The sequence below is a fragment of the Actinomycetota bacterium genome, assembly GCA_030682655.1.
Lineage (GTDB): Bacteria > Actinomycetota > Coriobacteriia > Anaerosomatales > JAUXNU01 > JAUXNU01.
This window is the reverse complement of the sequence record JAUXNU010000211.1, coordinates 1-17,530: the sequence shown is the minus strand read 5'-3', so window position 1 is coordinate 17,530 and position 17,530 is coordinate 1. Positions and strand designations below refer to the sequence as shown.

Below are 17,530 nucleotides of genomic sequence, written 5' to 3'. Positions count from 1 at the left end.
CCTCCTCGTCACCGCGTGTCTCTCCGTCATCGTCAAAGGCACCCTCGTCGCGCCTCCTCGTCACAGATTCGACTGACGGGACTGACGCTACGCGTTCGACGACATCCTTACGTGAGGCAACGAATCGGTTTGGACGACATTTCTGGTGAGGCAACTCGCACGTTTGACCAGACCAGGGGCGCACGCTACACTTCCCTTTGCCTTTCTGCGGCTGGTCCGTCGGGAGTGCGGGCCGTTAGCTCAGTCGGTAGAGCAGGGGACTTTTAATCCCAAGGTCATAGGTTCGATCCCTATACGGCCCACCAGTGTGAATACGCCCCCATCGTCTAGAGGCCAAGGACTCCGCCCTTTCAAGGCGGCAACAGGGATTCGAATTCCCTTGGGGGCACCATAAAACCGCAGGTCAGAGGCTTGCGATTCCCTGTTGCGTGCTTGAAATCGGGCTACAATTCGGGGGCTCCTGAGAGCTCCACGGAGAGCAGAACCGCAGCTCAGAGGCCATTTCGGCCTAGATTTGTCGCCCAAAAATCCCTGTTGCTGACGTTCGGAGTGCGAGATCGAGTTGTCGCCCGATTTGTCGCCCAAATACACGGCGAAATGTCGGGCTGCGATACTGATGTCGCCTGCTCACTTGAAACCCGATCCATGAGAGCAAAACCGCAGCTCAGAGGCGTGCGAGGCGGTCGTCTTCTTGGCCCAGCGACCGTCACTTGCGATTGCTGTTGTCTGGAAGTAGTATGTTGTGCATGATGCGCAACAGCGAAGCTTCAGACAACACAACATTCTCCCGAGCACTCGACGAGCTCCGCTCGCGCCTGCCCGAGACATGGTGCGTCGAGGTGGTCGAAGAGCGAGCCTATGCCCCCGGGCCGGATGCGGTCGTGCGTGTCGTCGGACCGGATGAGCAGGCGTCGATCCTGACGATAGAGGTGAAGAGCCGGCTCGACCCCAAGGACGCCGAGCCACTCGTGTCTCGTTTCGAGATGCGACGCTGGCGAGACAGCGCCGCAACCCCGGTAGTCGTCGCTCGCTTTCTCGGCGAACGGACGCGAGAGCGACTGCGAACGCTGGGCGCCGGCTACATCGATCTGACGGGTAACATGTACCTGCGGCTCGATGCTCCGGCCGTGGCGATCGAGCGGGCGGGGGCAGACAAGGATCCGGAACCGGCGCAGCGTCCGGCGCGTTCTCTCAAGGGCGCCAAGGCCGGTCGGCTCGTGAGGACGCTCGTGGACTTCACTCCGCCGCTCGGCACACGCGAGATCGCGAAGATCGCTCAGATTGACCCGGGTTATGTCTCGCGTCTGCTCGCACTGCTCGAACGAGACGACTACATTGGGCGCGAACCTCGCGGCCCGGTCACCCGTGTCGACTGGCCCAACCTCCTGCGCGCGTGGACAAGGGACTACTCTCTGGATTCCTCCAACCTCGCCACGTCCTATCTGCAGCCTCGAGGTCTTCCAGCCTTGCTCGACGCCCTGCGCCGGCAGGACAGCGAGGAAGCTCTGAACTACGCGATCTCGGGTTCGCTTGCCGCCGCTCGGCGGGCTCCGGTCGCCCCGGCGCGTCTCGGTGTCGTCTACGTCGAGCGTCTGGACGAGGCTGCGGGGAAGCTCGGTCTGCTCCCCGCCGAGACAGGGGCGAATGTTCTTCTCGTCGAGCCGTTCGACAGCGTCGTCTTCGAGCGCACGGTTCTCGACGAGGGCTTGAGGTACGTGGCCCCTTCGCAGATCGCCGCCGACCTGCTCACGTCTTCCGGCCGCGGACCGGAAGAAGCCGAAGCGCTCATCGAGTGGATGCTCTCCCACGAGGAGGTGTGGCGTGTATAGCGAGGAGTACATCGTCGCGCGCAGAGCTCTTCTCGACGCGCTTGAGGCACTTCTAGGTCATCGCGATGCGCTCGTGCTCGTGGGGGCGCAGGCGATCTACCTCCACACCGGTGCCGCACAGTTCGCCGTCGCCGAGTTCACGACCGACGGCGACGTCGCAATCGACCCGCGTCTCCTGTCAGGTGATCCCGAGATCGCCTCGGCGATGCGTAAGGCCAAGTTCTTCCTCGATGAGCGCGACGGCAAGGAACTCGTTGGCGTTTGGGCTTCGATGCGCGAGATCGCCGGCGTGCCTGCGAAGGTGACCGTCGATCTTCTCGTGCCCGACGCCCTGGGAGGCGCAGGGCGGCGTGCCGCCCGGGTGCCGCAGCACGAGAAGGGCTCGATGCTGAAGGTCCACGGGCTGGAGGCGGCGCTGGTGGACAACAGCGTCATGAGCATCGGGGCGCTCGAAGCGACGGATGCCCGGAGTTTCACCATGAAGGTGGCCGGTCCCACAGCGCTGCTGATCTCCAAGACGATCAAGCTGTCCGAGCGGGTGGCGGCCGGTGCGCTCGAACGAGGCCGACCGGACAGAGTGAAGCCCAAGGACGCCCTGGATGTGCTTCGGCTGTTGCAGGCGATCCCGAGCGCTCGGCTGGCTGAGGGCTTCGTTGGTCTGCTGGCAGACGCGACTGCCGGGCCGGTCACTTCAGAGGCGCTCGGCGAACTGCCAAGCCTCTTCGGCGACGCCGGGTCTCCAGGCAGTCAGCTCGCAGCCGAGGCGGCAGCGCCAGAGCCGACCGACGTGATCATGGCGTCGTGCGCTGCGCTCTGCCGAGAGCTGCTGGACTCACTTCGCGCGCAAGGAATCGGCGTCTGAGTCGAGGCTTGCGCGTGCGCCTGGAGGCCTCACGGCTGGCTACACTGGGCGCTCCAAGAGCGCCCCAGATTTGTCGCCCGATTTGTCGCCCAAATACATGGTGACTATTGGTACTCGTTGGGACCTATTGGGACTAGCCGCAGCTCCGCCGTACCAACGAGTCCCAACAGTCACCAATAGTCACCAGCACAATCAGGATTCGAATTCCCTTGGGGGCACCATGAAACCGCAGGCCAGGGGCTTGTGAATCCCTGAAGCGTGCTTGAAATCGGGCACCAAATCGTGCCGTTCTGAGGGCCATTCAGCGAGCAAGACCGCAGCTCAGAGGCAGTTTCTGCTCCCTCTTGGTGCCCAGAAATCCCTGTTGCTGGGGATCGGCCCTCGACATCGGCTTGGTGCCCGATTTGGTGCCCAAAGTGAGTTGGCATAGAAACGACCAAAGTTGCCGACAAGTGCGGTAACTCTTATGCCACGAGGAAGCCATCACACCGGAGCCGAAGCGCCTCCTAGTCGGGTGCGGCTTCAGCGAGGTCGTAGACGGCACTCAGCAACGACCGCACATCCTGTAGCGTCATCCCGATGACCCCGAAGGTCTTTGGCTCGGCGCCGTCGTGCAACGCGCGCGCCACGAATTCCTCTAGGTCGCCGCCGATCGAATCGGAAAGTGCGATCCGTGCTCCCGGCGAGATGAGCTGGCTCAGTCGGATGATGTCGTTGCGGTGCTTCTTGATGTCACCGCGGGAGACGTCCTCTCCGCGCTCGTGCCGGTCGGTCAGGTCGATCCACGCGCGCGCCTTGAGCGGCACGATGTACTCCGGCGAAAGCACCGACAATCCGCCATCCACCCGGGTGCCCTTTTGGACGAAGTCGTGGTAATCGTCATCGAGCAGGATTGCCGAGAGGCTCGAGACCTCCTCGGCGATGGGCAGCGGCGTCAGGCGGCAGTCGGCCGTTGGCTCGATCAGCTCAGGTCTGCGGGAGAACAGCTCGAGCATGTAGGGGAAGCTCTCGTCCGTCGGCTTGCTGAATCGGTAGAGCGTCGGCTTGCCCGTGCTCTTCTCTTTGAACTCATAGCCACCGTCGGCGACAAATGCCCAGAAAGCTGTCGCGAACTGCGCATCGAGAGCCTCGACATGCAAGACGATGTCGAGATCCTTGGTCACGCGGAACTGCAATCCCGCCGCGTCCATCGCCACTTCCACAGCAGCTCCGCCGATGAGGACGTAGCAGTCCTCGAATCCGGCGAAGCGATCCCTGAAGACGTTCAGACCTCTTACCACGTGACGCCTCGCATCATCTCGTCGAGAGCCGAATGGACCCTCTCGTCGGAGTCGTCTCGAAGAGAGAGGTAGAGCGAGAGCCGGTCGACCGCCGGTCCCTCCGAGAGCATGCCCGGCTTGTAGGACCAGAGCTCCACCTCGAGATCGGCCTCATCGGCGGTGGGCAGTTCCTGGACGCCGCGAGCGTCCAGCAGGCTCTTGGCCTTCACTCTGTCGAGTGCCACCACTGGGACGGTCGGTTCTGCCAGGGCGGAGTAGGTGGCCAGCGCACTGAGGCCAGCTGCCAGTCGCTTGCGCCCCGACGGTGCGACGCCGACCAGGTAGCGCCTGCGGCTGATGGGGCTTGCGAGCAGTGGTTGGGCTTGCAGCCACAGATCGGCAGGCTCACCTGCGAGCTCGAACAGGCGCTCGCGACCCTCCTTGTGCACATTGACCAGCTTCGCATCCTCGAGCTGGTTCAGAGCCTGCCCCATTGCCATCGCCGTGTAGCCCAGCCGCCGCGCCAAGCCACTTGGAGTGCCGGAGGCGGGGGAGCGGTTCGTGAGTACGTGCAAGAGGAGCACCTGTGCGGAGGGGCGCAGGCGGTCCACGGTCTGCGCTCGGGTCTGGTACCTCTCTCGAAGGTTCACGCCGAGAGCTGGGAGGTAGACCTGATTGCCGGGGACAACGAACGACAGCCCTTCGCTGACCATGCGCTGACGGGTGCGAGGCGTGATGCGCTCAAAGGCGAATGCCATGGGCCCCGTCCAGTTCTGCTGTAGAGCGCGCTCGTGCTTCTTTGCGGCGCTGGGTACGGGCTCATCGGCGCTTTGCAGGAACAGGACATGGACGTTGCCCACCGTGCCGTCGAGGAAGTCGTACTGTCCCGTCAGATAGGCGGGTAGTGCGGCTTCCCCGCGCCAGCGCTCAAGTCGGACCGGCGTGTGCAGGGTCTCGCGAAGGTATGCCTCGAGGTTCTTGACGCTGTGTTGCACGGCGGGCCCTCCTTAGACACTAAAGCGATAGATGCATACTAAACTCATCGACTTTAGTGTGCAAATACGACTTTAGTATTTCTCGGATCCACCCGACCGACGCACTGGTCGTCAGGACCGAGGGAAAGCCTCGATTTGGTGCCCGATTTGGTGCCCAAATACATGGTGACTGTTGGTACTCGTTGGTGACTATTGGGACTCACCGCAGCTCCGACGTACCAACGAGTACCAACGAGTCCCAATAGTCACAAGCACAATCAGGATTCGAATTCCCTTGGGGGCACCAAGATTGAGAGGAGCTCGCCACGCCGGCGGGCTCCTTTTCGCGGTGGCCGAGGAGGGTGCGTGCTAGCGACTCATCGAGCCATTCTCTCCCATGCCGCGTCGCGCCCGCCCTTGGTGCAGCGGATCTCGCCCGTGTCTCGGAGCTCCCCGAGCACGCGCACGATGGTGGGCCGGCTAACCCCAGGACACGCTCGCTCAACGTCGGCGTAGCGGAACGTCATCGGCAGATGGTTGATGCAGTCGATCACCATTTCGCGCTTCGCGCCACGCCCCGTCACCATCTGCCCGACCCGTTGCTCGAACTCCAGGTATGCAGCGAGGAGAACCCCATGTGAGTACTGAAGCCAGGGAAGCAGATCGTGTCCGCCCTCGTGCCAACCCGCCGAGGAAGCTTCCAGGGCCTCGTAGTACGTCTCCTTGGAGTCCTCGATGATCTTCTCGAAGCTGATGTAGCGGCCGACGTCGAAACCCGCCTGGTACAACAGCATGAGGTTCAAGATCCGCGACAGGCGGCCATTGCCGTCCCCGAACGGGTGGATGCAAAGGAAATCGAGCACGAACGCGGGGACTGCGATGAGGGGGTCGACCAGCCCCTCGGACGCGATGCGCTGGTAGCCGGCGACGAGCTCGCCCATGGCGGGCTCAACGAGGTTGGGTGCAACGGGGCTGAACCTCAGGCGATGCGTCCCATCGGGCATGACATCGACGATGTCGTTCGGACTGCTCTTCCATGCCCCGCCCGGGGCTGGTGAGAACTGGTACATGTCGCGATGCAGCTCGAGTATCAGCCCGGTTGAGACCTCCATCTCGCTCGCGTTGGCGTGGACGGTGGACAGCACATCACGGTAGCCAGCGATCTCCTGCTCGGATCGGTCCCGGGGCATCGCCTTGTCGGCAGCGAGCTCGGCGATGCGCCCCGACGCCGCAGTCACACCCTCGATCCTGTTCGAGGACTCGATGCTCTGCACCCGCGCGACTTCGCGAAGGGCACTGAGCGCCTGCTGCGATTGTCGCTCGAACAGCTGCTGCTTGCCCTTGTACTCGCCGAGGAGACCGATCGATCGGACCGTGGGCATAGGGACGGTCGTCTGCTCGAGATGGCCGGGGCCGAACGAACCACGCACAGCTCCTCCTCAGAAGAATGAATCATGGAACACCGCCATGATATCATTAATGCGTCATGAGCCGTTCGCGAATCGCGCGGTCGCCGCCGGGCCGCTGGTATCATGGCCACAGCGTGCAGTTCGTTCAGCCGGGGAGGTTCCTTGGCCAGGGGGAGGGGGCCACATGCCGAAGTGCCCGATGTGCCAGTCGCGGATCAAACGGCACGACATCACCTGCGTAAGCTGCGGGTTCGCGCTCCCCTCGAACGGCGCTCCGGTTCTCGGGCCGCCTCCGGAATCGGCCGCTGGTGCTTATGACTTCGGAGCCGGCGACGTCGGCGTGCGCTTCTCCTCGGCCAAGTTCGAATTCCCGGTGCCGGTGCGGCGCGACTTCGGCGAGCTCCTGGGCCTCGTGGTGGCGGGCGTCTGGATCTATGGCTCGTTCGACTCCGGCGTGCCGCTCATCTTCCTGGCCGGGCTCATCTTTGCGGCGATATCGCTCGGGCCCACGCTCTACGCGGTCCTCGGTCGGGAGCGGGCTCTCGTGCTTTCGGACCGGCTGGTCGTGGTGCGCACCGTGTTTGGAGTCACGCTTCGACGGCTGACGGTGCCTGTGGGAGAGCTCAAGGACATCCGGTTCGTTGGCGGCGAGTCCGGCAAGGGCAAGCGGACCACGTTCTGGACGTTCTCGCGGGGGACCATCCGCGTCGTCACGCAGAGTGGGGAGTACGAGTTCGCCGAGGGATTCGCTCCGGATTCTGCGGTCGCCAGTCAGCTTGCCGAGAGGCTCAAGCGCGAGTTGCCCTTCCCGCCGCGGGGGTAGGGGAAGACTACGTCGGAAGCTTGTCGACGAGTGGGTCCTGCGTCTCCGAAGTTCCTATGGTTTCCTATTGATGCTACTATGTTCCTATGGAAGAGCTGTGGGACATTGCCCGAGTGGCCGAGTATCTCGGCGTCACCGAGCGCACGGTGTACAACAAAGTGCGCGGCGGCGATCTGCCGGCGGTCAAGGTCGGACGGTTGTGGCGGGTGCGCCCGTCGGACCTCGAGGCATGGTTATCGTCGCGCGCAACAGCCGCGTCCCCGGCCACGTTTGCCCGCGAGAGTACAGCAAGTCCGTCGCGCGGCGACCTCGAGCGGTTGCTCACGGGTCTCGAAGACTCCGTTGCCCGGCGCATGGCATTCGTCGGGCTTCTCACGCGGGCTGTTGAGTCGCTCGGATGGCCCGCGCCGGTCATTGTTGGTGGCAACGCGGTCGAATTCTACACGGCAGGCGGCTACGCCACGATGGACATCGACGTCGCCGGTGCATCCGAGCCTCTCGCGCAGGTTCTCTCGGGGTGGGGCTTCTTGCGAAAGGGCCGACACTGGTACGACGATGCACTCGCCCTTCTCATCGAGGCTCCGGGCGGGGCGCTTGGCGCCGAGCAGCTAGCGCATGTCGCGACCGTGGACGTGCGCGGGGTTCGGGCGCACGTCCTTGGCATTGAAGACCTGATCGTGGACCGTCTGTGCGCATGCGTACACTGGGCTGACGAGGAGTCATGCGCTTGGGCGGGGACGCTTCTGAGTACTGTGCCCGACATCGACATGGACTACCTGCGGCGCCGCGCCGCCGAAGAAGAGGTCAGCGGGCGGCTGTCCGCGCTCGAGGAGACGACCGGGCTGTGAATCGCGCATACGACTACGGGACTTGGCAGCGCACACGCCGTGCGGCGGTGGGAGCGCTTGCGAGCCGGGCCGAGAGCCCGCGCGCGCGCCGGGGTCGCATGCGGACGTCGGAAGAACGCGAGATGATTGCGCGGATCGTGGCCGCCGAAGTGCGCCGCCGCGAGGGCGAAGGGCGGATCGTGCGGCTGGGTCCACGGAGATACGAGCTGAGGCCATGAGCGAAGTCGGCAAGAGAGAACCGCGCAGCGGCACGAAGCGCAAGCACGGTTGTGGGTCGATCGTCCTCGGCCTGCTGCTCATCGCCGTCGGGATCCCGATGCTCGTCCTGCCTGGCCCGGGAATCGCTGCAATCCTTGGCGGGTTCGCGCTCGTGTGGCGCGGCGTGAAGGGAGGCCCTCGTGGGCGCACGCCCCAGTAGGCTGCTCGCTGTCGTCGCGCTGGTTGCGACCGCACTGCTCGCCGCACCCCGTCCGGCTGCCGCCATCGTGACGGATGTGCTCTACGGCAAGTCGCGCTACAGCACCGCTGTCGCCGTCTCCAAGGCGAGCTACCCGGCCACCTCGACGGCCGCCGTTCTGGCCAACGGCACGGCATGGGCCGACGCGCTCGGCGGCTCGGCGCTTGCGGGTGCAGCCGACGGCCCGATTCTGCTCACATACCACGACGTGATCCCGGACATGGTCGTGCAGGAGCTCATGCGGCTCAAGCCGTCGCGGGTCTACGTCCTTGGCGGGAAGACCTCGATGAAGCCGGGAATCGAATCGCGCGTTCGGGCGGCGCTGCCGGCCGCGACGGTCGTGCGTCTCGGAGGCTCCGACCGCTACGCCGTTGCGCTGCGCGTGGCCGAGGAGACCCGGGCGCTTCGCGGCACCGCCGTCGGGACCGGTTTCGTCGTCACCGGGCGGACGTTCGCCGACGCGCTCTCATGTGCTCCGCTAGCGGCGGCAGAGGGGTGGCCGATCTACCTGACCGCGCCCGGGCGGGTGAACGGCCCCGTCATCGCCGCCATGAAAGCGCACGGCGTGACCGACGTCGTGATCGCGGGCGGGAGCACCTCGGTGCCGCTCGCGACCGAAAGCGCGCTGCGCGGCGCGTTCGGCGCTTCGCACCTCACGCGCGTCGGCGGGGGAGACCGCTACGCGGTCTCGGTCGGCCTCGCCGACTACGCTGTCGCACATGCGGGCTTCTCCTGGGCGGGGCCGACCTTCGCCTCCGGCGTGACCCCCGCCGACGCGCTCGCAGGAAGCGTGCTCGCCGCGCAGCGCGCGTCGCCCACGCTCCTGCTCGCCGCCGACCGCGTGCCGAACGTGGTTGCGGGGCGGTTGTGGAGCGCCCGGCAGCAGGTACATGCGCTCACATTCTTCGGCGGCCCGGCGACGGTTCCGCCGCACGTCCGGACCGAGACCGCGCACGCCTTGCTCGCGCCGTACTTCTCGCACAGCCGTGCGATGGACCACGTGCGGGCGATCGCCGGTCTGGGCGTACGCACAGCAGGCTCCTCGGCGGAACGCAAAGCGGCCGACTACGTGGCCTCGCAGCTTGCGTCGTTCGGCTACGCGATCACCACGCAGACGTTCTCGATACCGGGCGACAGGACTTCGCGAAACGTTGTGGCGGAACTGCCCGGCTCGCTACCGGGTGTGATCGTGCTCGGAGCGCATATCGACACGAAGTCGCCCTCGCCCGGCGCCAACGACAATGCGTCCGGCGTCGGGGTCACGCTCGAACTGGCGCGCAATCTCGCGCTCGCGGAGACTCCGCTGCCCACCGTGCGCTTCGTAGCATTTGGAGCGGAAGAGATTTCCGGCAAGACGGCGGCGGACCACCATTTCGGGTCGCGATACTACGTCTCGGCGCTGTCCTCGGCACAGAAGAAGGCCATCACATCGATGGTTTCGATCGACATGGTGGGGTACGGCGGAACCTTCAACGTGCGCAACCTCGGGGCCGCATCGATGGCGACCGTGCGAGGTCTGCGTGAGTGGGCGGCCTACTGCGACCAGCCGCTGCCGTACCTGAAGGACCCGAGTTCAACCGGCTGGAGCGACCACGAGGCGTTCGAGTTCGCGGGCATCTCCTCGGCGTGGCTCCAGTGGAGGAGCGACCCCGTATATCACACCGCACGCGACACGGCTTCTCACGTGCAGCCGGATCGCGTGCGGCGAACAGGGCGACTTGTGCGCGGCTGGCTGATCGGCCAGGTCGCGAGTGCCGATCGCTAGTCGAGCAGTGTCGGAGCGGCTAGGCGGCCACGCGAGCAGAGAACCTGCGGGCCGGGCTCTTGGGCGTGGGGTCCCCGTGGTCCAGGTCCTTGACCCACGAGTATGCCAGCAGACCGAATGTGACCGGCACGGCTAGCAGGAGCACGAACGCTCCCGCGATCGCGACCAGCTCGAGCAGGATTCCGAGTATGGTGAGTACCATGATTGCTTCCTCCTTCGGGCGAGCTTTCCTACTGGAATCTACCGCACCCTCACCCACGAAATGACGATTGTTGGCGGGTCTTGGCACGACCTTAATCCGACGCCAACAAAATGATGGTTTGCTGAGAACAGTCACATTGGGCCTTCCTTGCGGAGCTGGCCGCACGCGGCTGTCGTACCGTGCAGAGGACCTGCAGGTTGTGGAACTGGTCGATTCTGGGAACACTTGTGAGGACGGCATGAAATACCGGTCCCGAGGAGCAGGCATGACACCACAACGGGTTCTCGTCGTTGACGACGAGGAGTCGATGATCAAGGTGCTCAAGTACGCGCTCGAGAGCGCGGGCTACATCGTGGATGTTGCGCAGGACACCGTCGAGGCAGAAGCACACATGAAGGCCGCCGCTCCCGACGTCGTGATTCTCGATGTCATGCTGCCCGGCAAGTCCGGGCTCGACTTCTGCCGCGAGGTTCGTGAGAGTAGCGACGTTCCGATCATCATGCTGTCGGCCCGCAGCGAAGAGGTCGACCGGGTGCTCGGGCTCGAGTTCGGCGCCGACGACTACGTTGTCAAGCCGTTTTCCCCGCGCGAACTCGTCAGCCGCGTCAAGGCGCAGCTGCGAAGGACCGAGTTCTCGCATCGCGCCTCCTCGGCCCAGAAGGTCGTCATCGGGGACGTCACGATCGATACTGAAAGCCATCAGGCGTACCTGCGCGGCGACCCCGTCCACCTCACGAGCTCCGAGTTCCGCATCCTGCTCATGCTTGCGCGCCAGCCGGGCAAGGCGTACTCGCGTCAGGCGATCCTGGCGGCCCTCTGGGGCGACCACATCGTCGGCGACGAGCGGGCAGTAGACGTTCACGTCCACAACATCAGGGAGAAGATCGAACCCGACCCCCAGGAGCCGGAGTACCTGCTCACCGTGCGCGGTCTGGGCTACCGGCTTCGTGAGCCGTAGGGCGCGGCGATGAGGATCTCGATCCGGCTATGGCAGACGGCGCTGTTCGTCATCGTCATAGTGGTCGCGACTGCGATTCTCTCGGTGTCGGTGCTCACGGGTCTGCGCGACACACTGCTCGAGATCGAGCGCCGGGGCATCGCCTCCGACGCATCGGTGCTCACGGGCGTTCTGGCCCCCGATTTCCCCCTGACCGTCGAACGGCTCTACGACATCCGGGCGCAAAGCGACAGGCTCGCCGGGGTTCTTGGCGACACGATCTGGGTGTTCGAGCTCGACGGGGACCCGGTGCACGTGCAGGGTTCCTTGAGCGTACCTGCCGAGGAGATCGAGCGCGCGCGCCTGGCGGGACTCACCGACGCTGAACCCTACGTCTTCGTGAGCCTGGGCGACGGGGGTCGTGCGCTCGCTGGGCAGGCGGTGCTTTCCGACGAGGATCGTCGCGTGGGCGTGGTCGTGGTGGCGCGATCGACCGACACGAGCAGCGAGACCCTCGATGCGGCGTGGCGGCGACTGTGGGGCTCGCTCTGGATCGCGCTGGTGGTCGCGGGGCTGCTCGGCCTGGCGTTCTCCGACATCATCAGCCGTCGAGTGCGAATGCTCTCTCGGGCGGCGAACGCAATCGCAGACGGCGACTTTGAACAGCGGCTTCCCCAGGGGTTCGTCCCCGACGAGGTCCGGGGCCTCGCGGGCGTCTTCAACCGCATGGCCGAACAGCTCGGCGAGGTCTTCGACGCGCTCAAGGAACGCGAGCGTGAGATCGTCACGGTGGTCGAGTCGCTCGCGGAAGGCGTGATCGCCGTCGACGGGATCGGAATCGTCCGCATCATCAACCCCGCAGCCGAGCACATCCTCAAGATGCGTGCCGAGGACCTCCTTGGCCAGGTGGTCAGCGATGTGATTCTGGAGCGCAAGTTGCTCGCTGTCGTTGAGCGCGGCCTGGCGGGCGACACCGCGGTTGACACCGTTCGACTGGGTGAGCGCCACGTGATGCTTCACTGCGCGCCGACGGGTCAGGGGGAGAGCGCTGAAGGCGCCGTGCTGCTTCTGCACGATGTGACCGAGGAGGTGCTGGCGGCCGAGGCGCAGCGGCGGTTCATCGCCAACGCCAGCCACGAGATGCGCACGCCGATCGCGGCGATGAAGGGCTTCCTGGAGCTTCTCGACGGCGGCGCCAAGGATGACCTTGTGACTCGCGACGAGTTTCTGAGCACGATGCAGTCGGAGGTCGAGAGGCTGAGCCGGCTCGTGGCCGACCTCTTCACGCTCGCGCAGATCGACGCCGGTCGGATGCAGTTCGACATCCGTCCGCACAACGTGGGCGGGCTGCTCGATTCTGCCGCTGCCATCATGCAGCCGCTGGCTTCTGCAGCCGACGTCACCCTCGATATCGCGCCGGGACTCGAGAATGTCGACGTGTGGTGCGACAGGGACCAGATCGTGCAGGTCCTCATCGGTTTCGTTGACAACGCGATCAAACACTCAGGCCGGGGCGACACGATCTCGCTCGACGCGCGTCCTCACGACGACCGCGTCACGCTCGAGGTGCGCGACACAGGTCCCGGCATACCTGCCGAGGAGATACCACGCCTGTTCGAGCGGTTCTACCGTGGAGAGAAGGTCGCCACTGTGGGACGGCGCGGCGCGGGTCTCGGTCTCGCCATCGCGCGCGAGATCGTCGAAGGCCACGGCAGCGTGATCGGCGTGGAGTCGCGGTCCGGAGAAGGCGCGCGCTTCCGGTTCGACCTATCCCGGCGGCAGTAGCCGCGGGAGACCCGGAGTTCGTGCGTGGCGCTAACACAACCTTAATCGAACATGGACCTGACACTCATGTCATGAGGTTATGCTCAAGCCAGGCCAGTCGAGGGGTTGTCTTCCCCCGACAGCGATGGCGAGGAGGACCGAGATGGCGCGAGAAACGGTGTGTAGACCTGACCGCATGAACGTGGAGCGTATGATCGCTCAGTTTCTTGTGATCGGCGGCGGGCTGTTCTGGATCATCGCGGCCTACGCAGGCCGGTTTGCGTTCCAGGATGCTTCGGTCCTTGAGTCCGTAGGTAGCGCTGCATACCCGTTCACCGCCGCAGTCGTCGTCTTCGGCGTGGGCTTGTGGCGCGAGGATGTGGCGTCGCTGCTGCTCTTTGCCGGGTCGGCTGCGGTGCTCGTATGGGGGTTCGTTGTCGTCTGGGAGCCGGTTGTTTGGCTCGTGATGGCTACGGTCCTTATCGTTCCTATGCTTGTCGCGGGGATCGCCTTCTACCTCGCCGCGCGCATGGAGCGCATCTGTTCCGTTGCCGCTCGGCCGATGAGTCTGAGCGGACTCGGAAGCTAGAGCCAGCGACCACACACCCGGGGGACATGCCGTGAACAGTCACAGGCGGTTCGACTTCACGGACCGCATGCGCAGCAAGGTCCTCGGCGAGTCAGTCCCGGATCATGCGCGCAGGTTCTGGTTCTGCTTCGGAGGCCTGACCTTCACGGTATTCGTATTCCAGCTGCTAACTGGGATCTTCCTGACGTTCTTCTACCAGCCCACGCCGGAGCGCGCCTACTCGAGCGTCTTCTACATCTCCAACTACGTTGACTACGGGTGGTTCATCCGCACGACGCACGCGTGGGGCTCCACGCTCATGGTGGTCTTCCTGGTCGTCCATATGTTGCGCGTGTTCATAACCGCTTCGTACAAGCACCCGCGCGAGTTCAACTGGGTCGTCGGCGTCTTCCTGCTCGTCGTGACCATGGCTTTCGGTCTCACCGGCCGCCTGCTTCCGTGGGACCAGAAGGCGTTCTGGGGGGCGACCGTGATAGTCGATCTCGTCAGGCAGGTCCCGCTCGTCGGCGACCCCCTTGCCGGGGTTCTCCTTGGCGGGTCAACGATCGGCGCACCAGCGCTGACGCGCTTCTTCTCGCTGCACGTGGTGGTCCTGCCGCTCGCCGTCGGGATCCTGCTGGCCGCCCACTTCTGGATGGTCCGCAAGCAGGGCATATCCGGGCCGTTGTAGGAGGCACGTGGTGGCTGACTTGAAGCAAGCAGAGACTCACCCGGAGGACTCCGCCGAGGAATCGGAAGACCGTCCCGCCACCCCGTTCTTCTCGCGCAACGCAATCGCCGGCCTCACCTCGGTGATTCTGCTGCTCTCCCTCTATGTGGTGCTTACGGCCTTCATGCCCGCACAGCTCGACATCAAGGCGGACCCGGCCGCGACCGTTATGCCCGCAGGCTCCAAGCCGGACTGGTACTTCCTGGCCGTCTCGGAGTTCCTGCGAATCGTTCGTCCCCCGGTGGGAAGGCTGCTCGTGATCCTCGGCATAGGCTTCTTGATCCTCGTTCCATGGACCGACCGGAATCCCGAGCGCTCCTACGCGCGGCGCCCGGTCGCCCTGGCGCTTGGTGGTCTGCTGGTGGCGGGGCTCGTTGTTCTGAGCGTCCTTGGCGCGCTGGAATGAAGACGGTGCGACGGTCCGACGACATGCGACGCGCGTGGAGCAGGCTGGCGCTGGCGTCCCTGCTGCTCGTTGGGCTAGTCGTCACAAGTCTCATGACGGGCTCGCCCGCTGAGAGCCCCGCGTTCACCTGGAAGATGCATCTCGAGAAGTTGCGATACCGCATCTTGCCGACGTCCGAGGCCGACCTCGTCCTGCTGCACCACGATGCCCTGAAGGTCTCGATGGAGAAGTGCGTCGCCTGCCACGGATCCAAGGACGAGTCGACATTGCCGCTCCACCGTATCCACCTGACCAACGAGCTCCTGCCCGGACTCGTCTGCCACGACTGTCACAGAACCATCAGTCTCGAGAAGCGCACGAACGAATACGTGGTGCGCCTTGTCGATGTGGGGTTCTGCGAGCGGTGCCATTCGCCCTTCCCTGGCCTGCAGCCGGACTCGCCCATGAAGCCCGGGGATCTGGACGTCGACTGCATCAAGTGCCATTCCGGACAGAGTGCGTATCGACATGCGCAGCCCTACCTCTCGCATGTGATCGACCCCGAGGAGTGCAGGGGCTGTCACGGCGGCAGGACCTTGCCGTGGACCGCCAAGCACAAGAAGGACGATTGGATGCAGACGCACGGCGTCGAAGCGCTTGCGGTCGGCAACGAGTCCTGCTTCCAGTGTCACGAGTTCGGGTTGAAGTTCTGCGATGAGTGCCACGCCGAGAAGCCGCCATCCCACGACCCTCGCGACGCGTGGCTGCGTGACCACCGGCAGCGGGCCCAGGCAGACACGCGGGTCTGCTTCACGTGCCACAGGACCGAAGACTGCAAGAAGTGCCACGTGAACCACGAGCTCGACTGGCTCGAGCGCCATCCGGCCGACGTCCAAGACAAGGGCTCGGTCCGCTGCTGGGAGTGTCACAGCGAGTCGTTCTGCGGGTCGTGTCATATCGAGGCCAGCACGCAGTAGGGGCTGCGGAGGGCCCCACGAATCGTCCCTGCTTGCCGCCGTGGCCGCCGCGGGCCTCCTTTCTTTGGCAGGGATCCATGCCGATACGGTGGAGTAGTGTGAGTGCTGCGCGTCGCGCCCCCATCGTCTAGTGGCCAAGGACGCCGCCCCCTCAGGGCGGAAACGGAGATTCGAATTCTTCTGGGGGCACCACGCGGGGGTGGCGCTTGCGGCTTGCTGCGTCCGTCCCTGCTAGAATGTCTCTCGCACGTCGAACGGGCGATTAACTCAGCGGGAGAGTGCCTCCCTTACAAGGAGGAAGTCGGGGGTTCAAATCCCTCATCGCCCACCAACACCACAGGTCTCGAGCCTCACGGTTCGGGACCGTTGTGGTTTCACGGCCGTCGACTGTGGACGGCAACGAGAGGTCTCGCGCGGCGCGCCCCTTGCCGATGCGCAAGGTCACGTGCTACAGGATGACCGACCTGCGTCGAAGAGCGGCACGGAAGGACCAGTGGCCTTCGACATACGCGGCAAGCAGAAGGAACCCTTCATCGCGAAGTGCCTCCGGCTGCGCGGGTGAGCGTTCTGGTGCGAAGTCCCGCACAGACAGGTAGAACACATGAACCAGGCCGCGAGCTGTCGCACCTCGGAGGGCCACCGCGACGCGCAGGGCAAGCGCCCGTAGACCTAGGACTAGCCCGAGGGCCAAGACACTCATGGTCGTGAGCGAACTCGGAGTCACGGGTGGCCCTTCGAGAAGAGCGATCGTCACACCCACTGTCACGAGGAGGACGGAGGCAATCCAGGCATCCCGGGACAGACGTGCATATTCCTCAACGAGAGCGGCGATCGCCTCTTCGGCCTTCGCCATCAGCGCTACAAGACTCTCGCTACTCGAAGCCCCGTAGTCTCCTTGCCATATTGGACCGTATGTTCCTTCGCTGGTGCCAGACAGCGAGGCAGCCCGACGCTCATCCAGTGAGCGATGAAGCCGATGGCGCTTGACTCGGCCACGTGACATGGAGTTCGCCTATCTGGAGGTGGGGTTCCGGCCGGTGCCGTTGTCAGTATCTGACTGTTTCGTTGGTCACTCCGCTCAGAAGGGACATACCCAAGTGGTGATCAGGGGCTGTGCGCAGTCTCGCGGGTGTTCGGGCGCGCTCGGCGTGCGGGGTTGGGCAAGCACATCGGTAGTCATGCGGGAGGGTGGCGCTCGCTGAGACGCCGCAGCGCACAGCCCATGCCCTGGATTCGAAACTCGTCCACCATGGCCCACCAGCAACCTCGGAGGTCCCGGCGATGTCGCCGGGGCCTCATCGTCTCTCGCCATCAGTCTTCCAACGGTCTCGACGGTTCAGGGCGGCGGTATACAGTACTGAGGGAACAGGCCCTCTATCCAGAAGGGGGTGACAGAAGTGTCGACTCACCAAGGTGCACTGTCGACGCCTGGGGGATTCTTCGGGCTACCTTCCACGCCGATTGGCCGCGCGGCGGCTACGGTCTTTCTCGTAGGTATCGTGCTCGTCCTGCTGATGTCAACCGTGATCGAATCCGCGGCGTTCACTATTGGGAATCTGAACGTCGTCGGCGCGGTGAACTTCCTCGTGATGTTGGCCGCTCTCGTGACGGGCGCAGTAGCGCTGATCAGGTACCGCGACCTTTCATGGGCAGTCTGGCTCGCGACGATCATTCCCGCGACACTTGTAGCCTTCGAACTTGTTGAGCAGCTGCTGGGCTAGGAGTGACTGGAAGACCCCCC

General features: G+C 64.7%; 19 protein-coding genes and 4 tRNA genes. 18 read left to right on the top strand and 5 right to left on the bottom strand.

Going from position 1 to position 17,530, the window contains the following annotated elements; all coding sequences use genetic code 11:
• Positions 1-229 precede the first annotated feature (229 nt).
• The 4 genes from Q8K99_14565 (at position 230) to Q8K99_14550 (ending at position 2,691) form a co-directional block, all read left to right on the top strand.
• Positions 230-305, top strand: a tRNA-Lys gene (locus Q8K99_14565).
• A 10-nt stretch (positions 306-315) separates the two neighbouring features.
• A tRNA-Glu gene (locus tag Q8K99_14560) sits at positions 316-391 on the top strand.
• Positions 392-746: 355 nt separating this feature from the next.
• A complete protein-coding gene (locus Q8K99_14555) occupies positions 747-1,829 on the top strand; it encodes a hypothetical protein (GenBank protein MDP2183771.1) in 1,083 nt (360 codons plus the stop codon).
• Positions 1,822-2,691: a hypothetical protein gene (locus tag Q8K99_14550; GenBank protein MDP2183770.1), complete on the top strand. Its 870-nt coding sequence runs from the start codon at positions 1,822-1,824 to the stop codon at positions 2,689-2,691. The genes Q8K99_14555 and Q8K99_14550 overlap by 8 nt, the downstream gene beginning before the upstream one ends.
• Before the next feature lie 506 nt (positions 2,692-3,197).
• Here Q8K99_14550 and Q8K99_14545 read toward each other — a convergent pair.
• The 3 genes from Q8K99_14545 to Q8K99_14535 form a co-directional block, all read right to left on the bottom strand.
• Positions 3,198-3,971, bottom strand: a complete 774-nt coding sequence (locus Q8K99_14545) for a hypothetical protein (GenBank protein ID MDP2183769.1) — start codon at positions 3,969-3,971, stop codon at positions 3,198-3,200.
• Positions 3,965-4,945 carry a helix-turn-helix domain-containing protein gene (locus tag Q8K99_14540; protein ID MDP2183768.1) on the bottom strand — a complete coding sequence of 327 codons (981 nt, stop codon included), beginning with the start codon at positions 4,943-4,945 and terminating at the stop codon, positions 3,965-3,967. Before Q8K99_14540 ends, Q8K99_14545 begins: the two co-directional genes overlap by 7 nt.
• Positions 4,946-5,301: 356 nt before the next feature.
• Entirely contained in the window at positions 5,302-6,354 is a 1,053-nt protein-coding gene (locus Q8K99_14535) for a Fic family protein (protein MDP2183767.1), read from the bottom strand.
• 163 nt (positions 6,355-6,517) lie between these two features.
• Here Q8K99_14535 and Q8K99_14530 point away from each other — a divergent pair, with 163 nt between their 5' ends.
• From Q8K99_14530 to Q8K99_14510, 5 genes are all read left to right on the top strand, one after another.
• A complete protein-coding gene (locus tag Q8K99_14530) occupies positions 6,518-7,156 on the top strand; it encodes a hypothetical protein (protein ID MDP2183766.1) in 639 nt (212 codons plus the stop codon).
• Positions 7,157-7,242: 86 nt separating this feature from the next.
• The gene (locus Q8K99_14525) at positions 7,243-8,004 is read left to right on the top strand and encodes a helix-turn-helix domain-containing protein (protein ID MDP2183765.1); all 762 of its coding nucleotides are present in this window, start codon (positions 7,243-7,245) and stop codon (positions 8,002-8,004) included.
• Positions 8,001-8,222 carry a hypothetical protein gene (locus tag Q8K99_14520; GenBank protein ID MDP2183764.1) on the top strand — a complete coding sequence of 74 codons (222 nt, stop codon included), beginning with the start codon at positions 8,001-8,003 and terminating at the stop codon, positions 8,220-8,222. Before Q8K99_14525 ends, Q8K99_14520 begins: the two co-directional genes overlap by 4 nt.
• On the top strand, positions 8,219-8,422 hold the full coding sequence (locus tag Q8K99_14515; protein MDP2183763.1) for a hypothetical protein: 204 nt from the start codon (positions 8,219-8,221) through the stop codon (positions 8,420-8,422). Before Q8K99_14520 ends, Q8K99_14515 begins: the two co-directional genes overlap by 4 nt.
• The gene (locus Q8K99_14510) at positions 8,403-10,226 is read left to right on the top strand and encodes a cell wall-binding repeat-containing protein (GenBank protein MDP2183762.1); all 1,824 of its coding nucleotides are present in this window, start codon (positions 8,403-8,405) and stop codon (positions 10,224-10,226) included. The genes Q8K99_14515 and Q8K99_14510 overlap by 20 nt, the downstream gene beginning before the upstream one ends.
• 19 nt (positions 10,227-10,245) lie before the next feature.
• Here the strand turns inward: Q8K99_14510 and Q8K99_14505 are convergent, their stop codons facing one another.
• Positions 10,246-10,428 (bottom strand): hypothetical protein, encoded by a 183-nt coding sequence (locus Q8K99_14505; GenBank protein ID MDP2183761.1) that lies wholly within the window; start codon positions 10,426-10,428, stop codon positions 10,246-10,248.
• Positions 10,429-10,693: 265 nt separating this feature from the next.
• On the opposite strand from Q8K99_14505, the gene Q8K99_14500 reads away from it, so the two are divergent.
• From Q8K99_14500 to Q8K99_14465, 8 genes are all read left to right on the top strand, one after another.
• On the top strand, positions 10,694-11,386 hold the full coding sequence (locus tag Q8K99_14500; protein ID MDP2183760.1) for a response regulator transcription factor: 693 nt from the start codon (positions 10,694-10,696) through the stop codon (positions 11,384-11,386).
• Between the two features lie 9 nt (positions 11,387-11,395).
• Positions 11,396-13,150 (top strand): ATP-binding protein, encoded by a 1,755-nt coding sequence (locus tag Q8K99_14495; protein MDP2183759.1) that lies wholly within the window; start codon positions 11,396-11,398, stop codon positions 13,148-13,150.
• 142 nt (positions 13,151-13,292) lie between these two features.
• On the top strand, positions 13,293-13,718 hold the full coding sequence (locus Q8K99_14490) for a hypothetical protein (protein MDP2183758.1): 426 nt from the start codon (positions 13,293-13,295) through the stop codon (positions 13,716-13,718).
• A gap of 31 nt (positions 13,719-13,749) precedes the next feature.
• Positions 13,750-14,388 (top strand): cytochrome b N-terminal domain-containing protein, encoded by a 639-nt coding sequence (locus tag Q8K99_14485; GenBank protein ID MDP2183757.1) that lies wholly within the window; start codon positions 13,750-13,752, stop codon positions 14,386-14,388.
• 10 nt (positions 14,389-14,398) lie between these two features.
• Positions 14,399-14,833: a hypothetical protein gene (locus Q8K99_14480; protein ID MDP2183756.1), complete on the top strand. Its 435-nt coding sequence runs from the start codon at positions 14,399-14,401 to the stop codon at positions 14,831-14,833.
• 5 nt (positions 14,834-14,838) lie between these two features.
• On the top strand, positions 14,839-15,789 hold the full coding sequence (locus Q8K99_14475; protein ID MDP2183755.1) for a hypothetical protein: 951 nt from the start codon (positions 14,839-14,841) through the stop codon (positions 15,787-15,789).
• 116 nt (positions 15,790-15,905) lie between these two features.
• Positions 15,906-15,981: transfer RNA gene (locus tag Q8K99_14470), tRNA-Glu, on the top strand.
• 64 nt (positions 15,982-16,045) lie between these two features.
• Positions 16,046-16,120: transfer RNA gene (locus Q8K99_14465), tRNA-Val, on the top strand.
• Positions 16,121-16,237: 117 nt separating this feature from the next.
• Here Q8K99_14465 and Q8K99_14460 read toward each other — a convergent pair.
• A complete protein-coding gene (locus Q8K99_14460) occupies positions 16,238-16,642 on the bottom strand; it encodes a hypothetical protein (protein ID MDP2183754.1) in 405 nt (134 codons plus the stop codon).
• A 544-nt stretch (positions 16,643-17,186) separates the two neighbouring features.
• Here Q8K99_14460 and Q8K99_14455 point away from each other — a divergent pair.
• The gene (locus tag Q8K99_14455; protein ID MDP2183753.1) at positions 17,187-17,510 is read left to right on the top strand and encodes a hypothetical protein; all 324 of its coding nucleotides are present in this window, start codon (positions 17,187-17,189) and stop codon (positions 17,508-17,510) included.
• Positions 17,511-17,530: the final 20 nt, after the last annotated feature.

Bases quoted from the DNA above. Each gene is read 5' to 3' on its own strand.
- Q8K99_14555 (MDP2183771.1), top strand. From the start codon at position 747: ATGATGCGCAACAGCGAAGCTTCAGACAACACAACATTCTCCCGAGCA.
- Q8K99_14530 (MDP2183766.1), top strand. From the start codon at position 6,518: ATGCCGAAGTGCCCGATGTGCCAGTCGCGGATCAAACGGCACGACATC.
- Q8K99_14525 (MDP2183765.1), top strand. From the start codon at position 7,243: ATGGAAGAGCTGTGGGACATTGCCCGAGTGGCCGAGTATCTCGGCGTC.
- Q8K99_14515 (MDP2183763.1), top strand. From the start codon at position 8,219: ATGAGCGAAGTCGGCAAGAGAGAACCGCGCAGCGGCACGAAGCGCAAG.
- Q8K99_14505 (MDP2183761.1), bottom strand. From the start codon at position 10,428: ATGGTACTCACCATACTCGGAATCCTGCTCGAGCTGGTCGCGATCGCG.
- Q8K99_14500 (MDP2183760.1), top strand. From the start codon at position 10,694: ATGACACCACAACGGGTTCTCGTCGTTGACGACGAGGAGTCGATGATC.
- Q8K99_14495 (MDP2183759.1), top strand. From the start codon at position 11,396: ATGAGGATCTCGATCCGGCTATGGCAGACGGCGCTGTTCGTCATCGTC.
- Q8K99_14490 (MDP2183758.1), top strand. From the start codon at position 13,293: ATGGCGCGAGAAACGGTGTGTAGACCTGACCGCATGAACGTGGAGCGT.
- Q8K99_14460 (MDP2183754.1), bottom strand. From the start codon at position 16,642: ATGGCGAAGGCCGAAGAGGCGATCGCCGCTCTCGTTGAGGAATATGCA.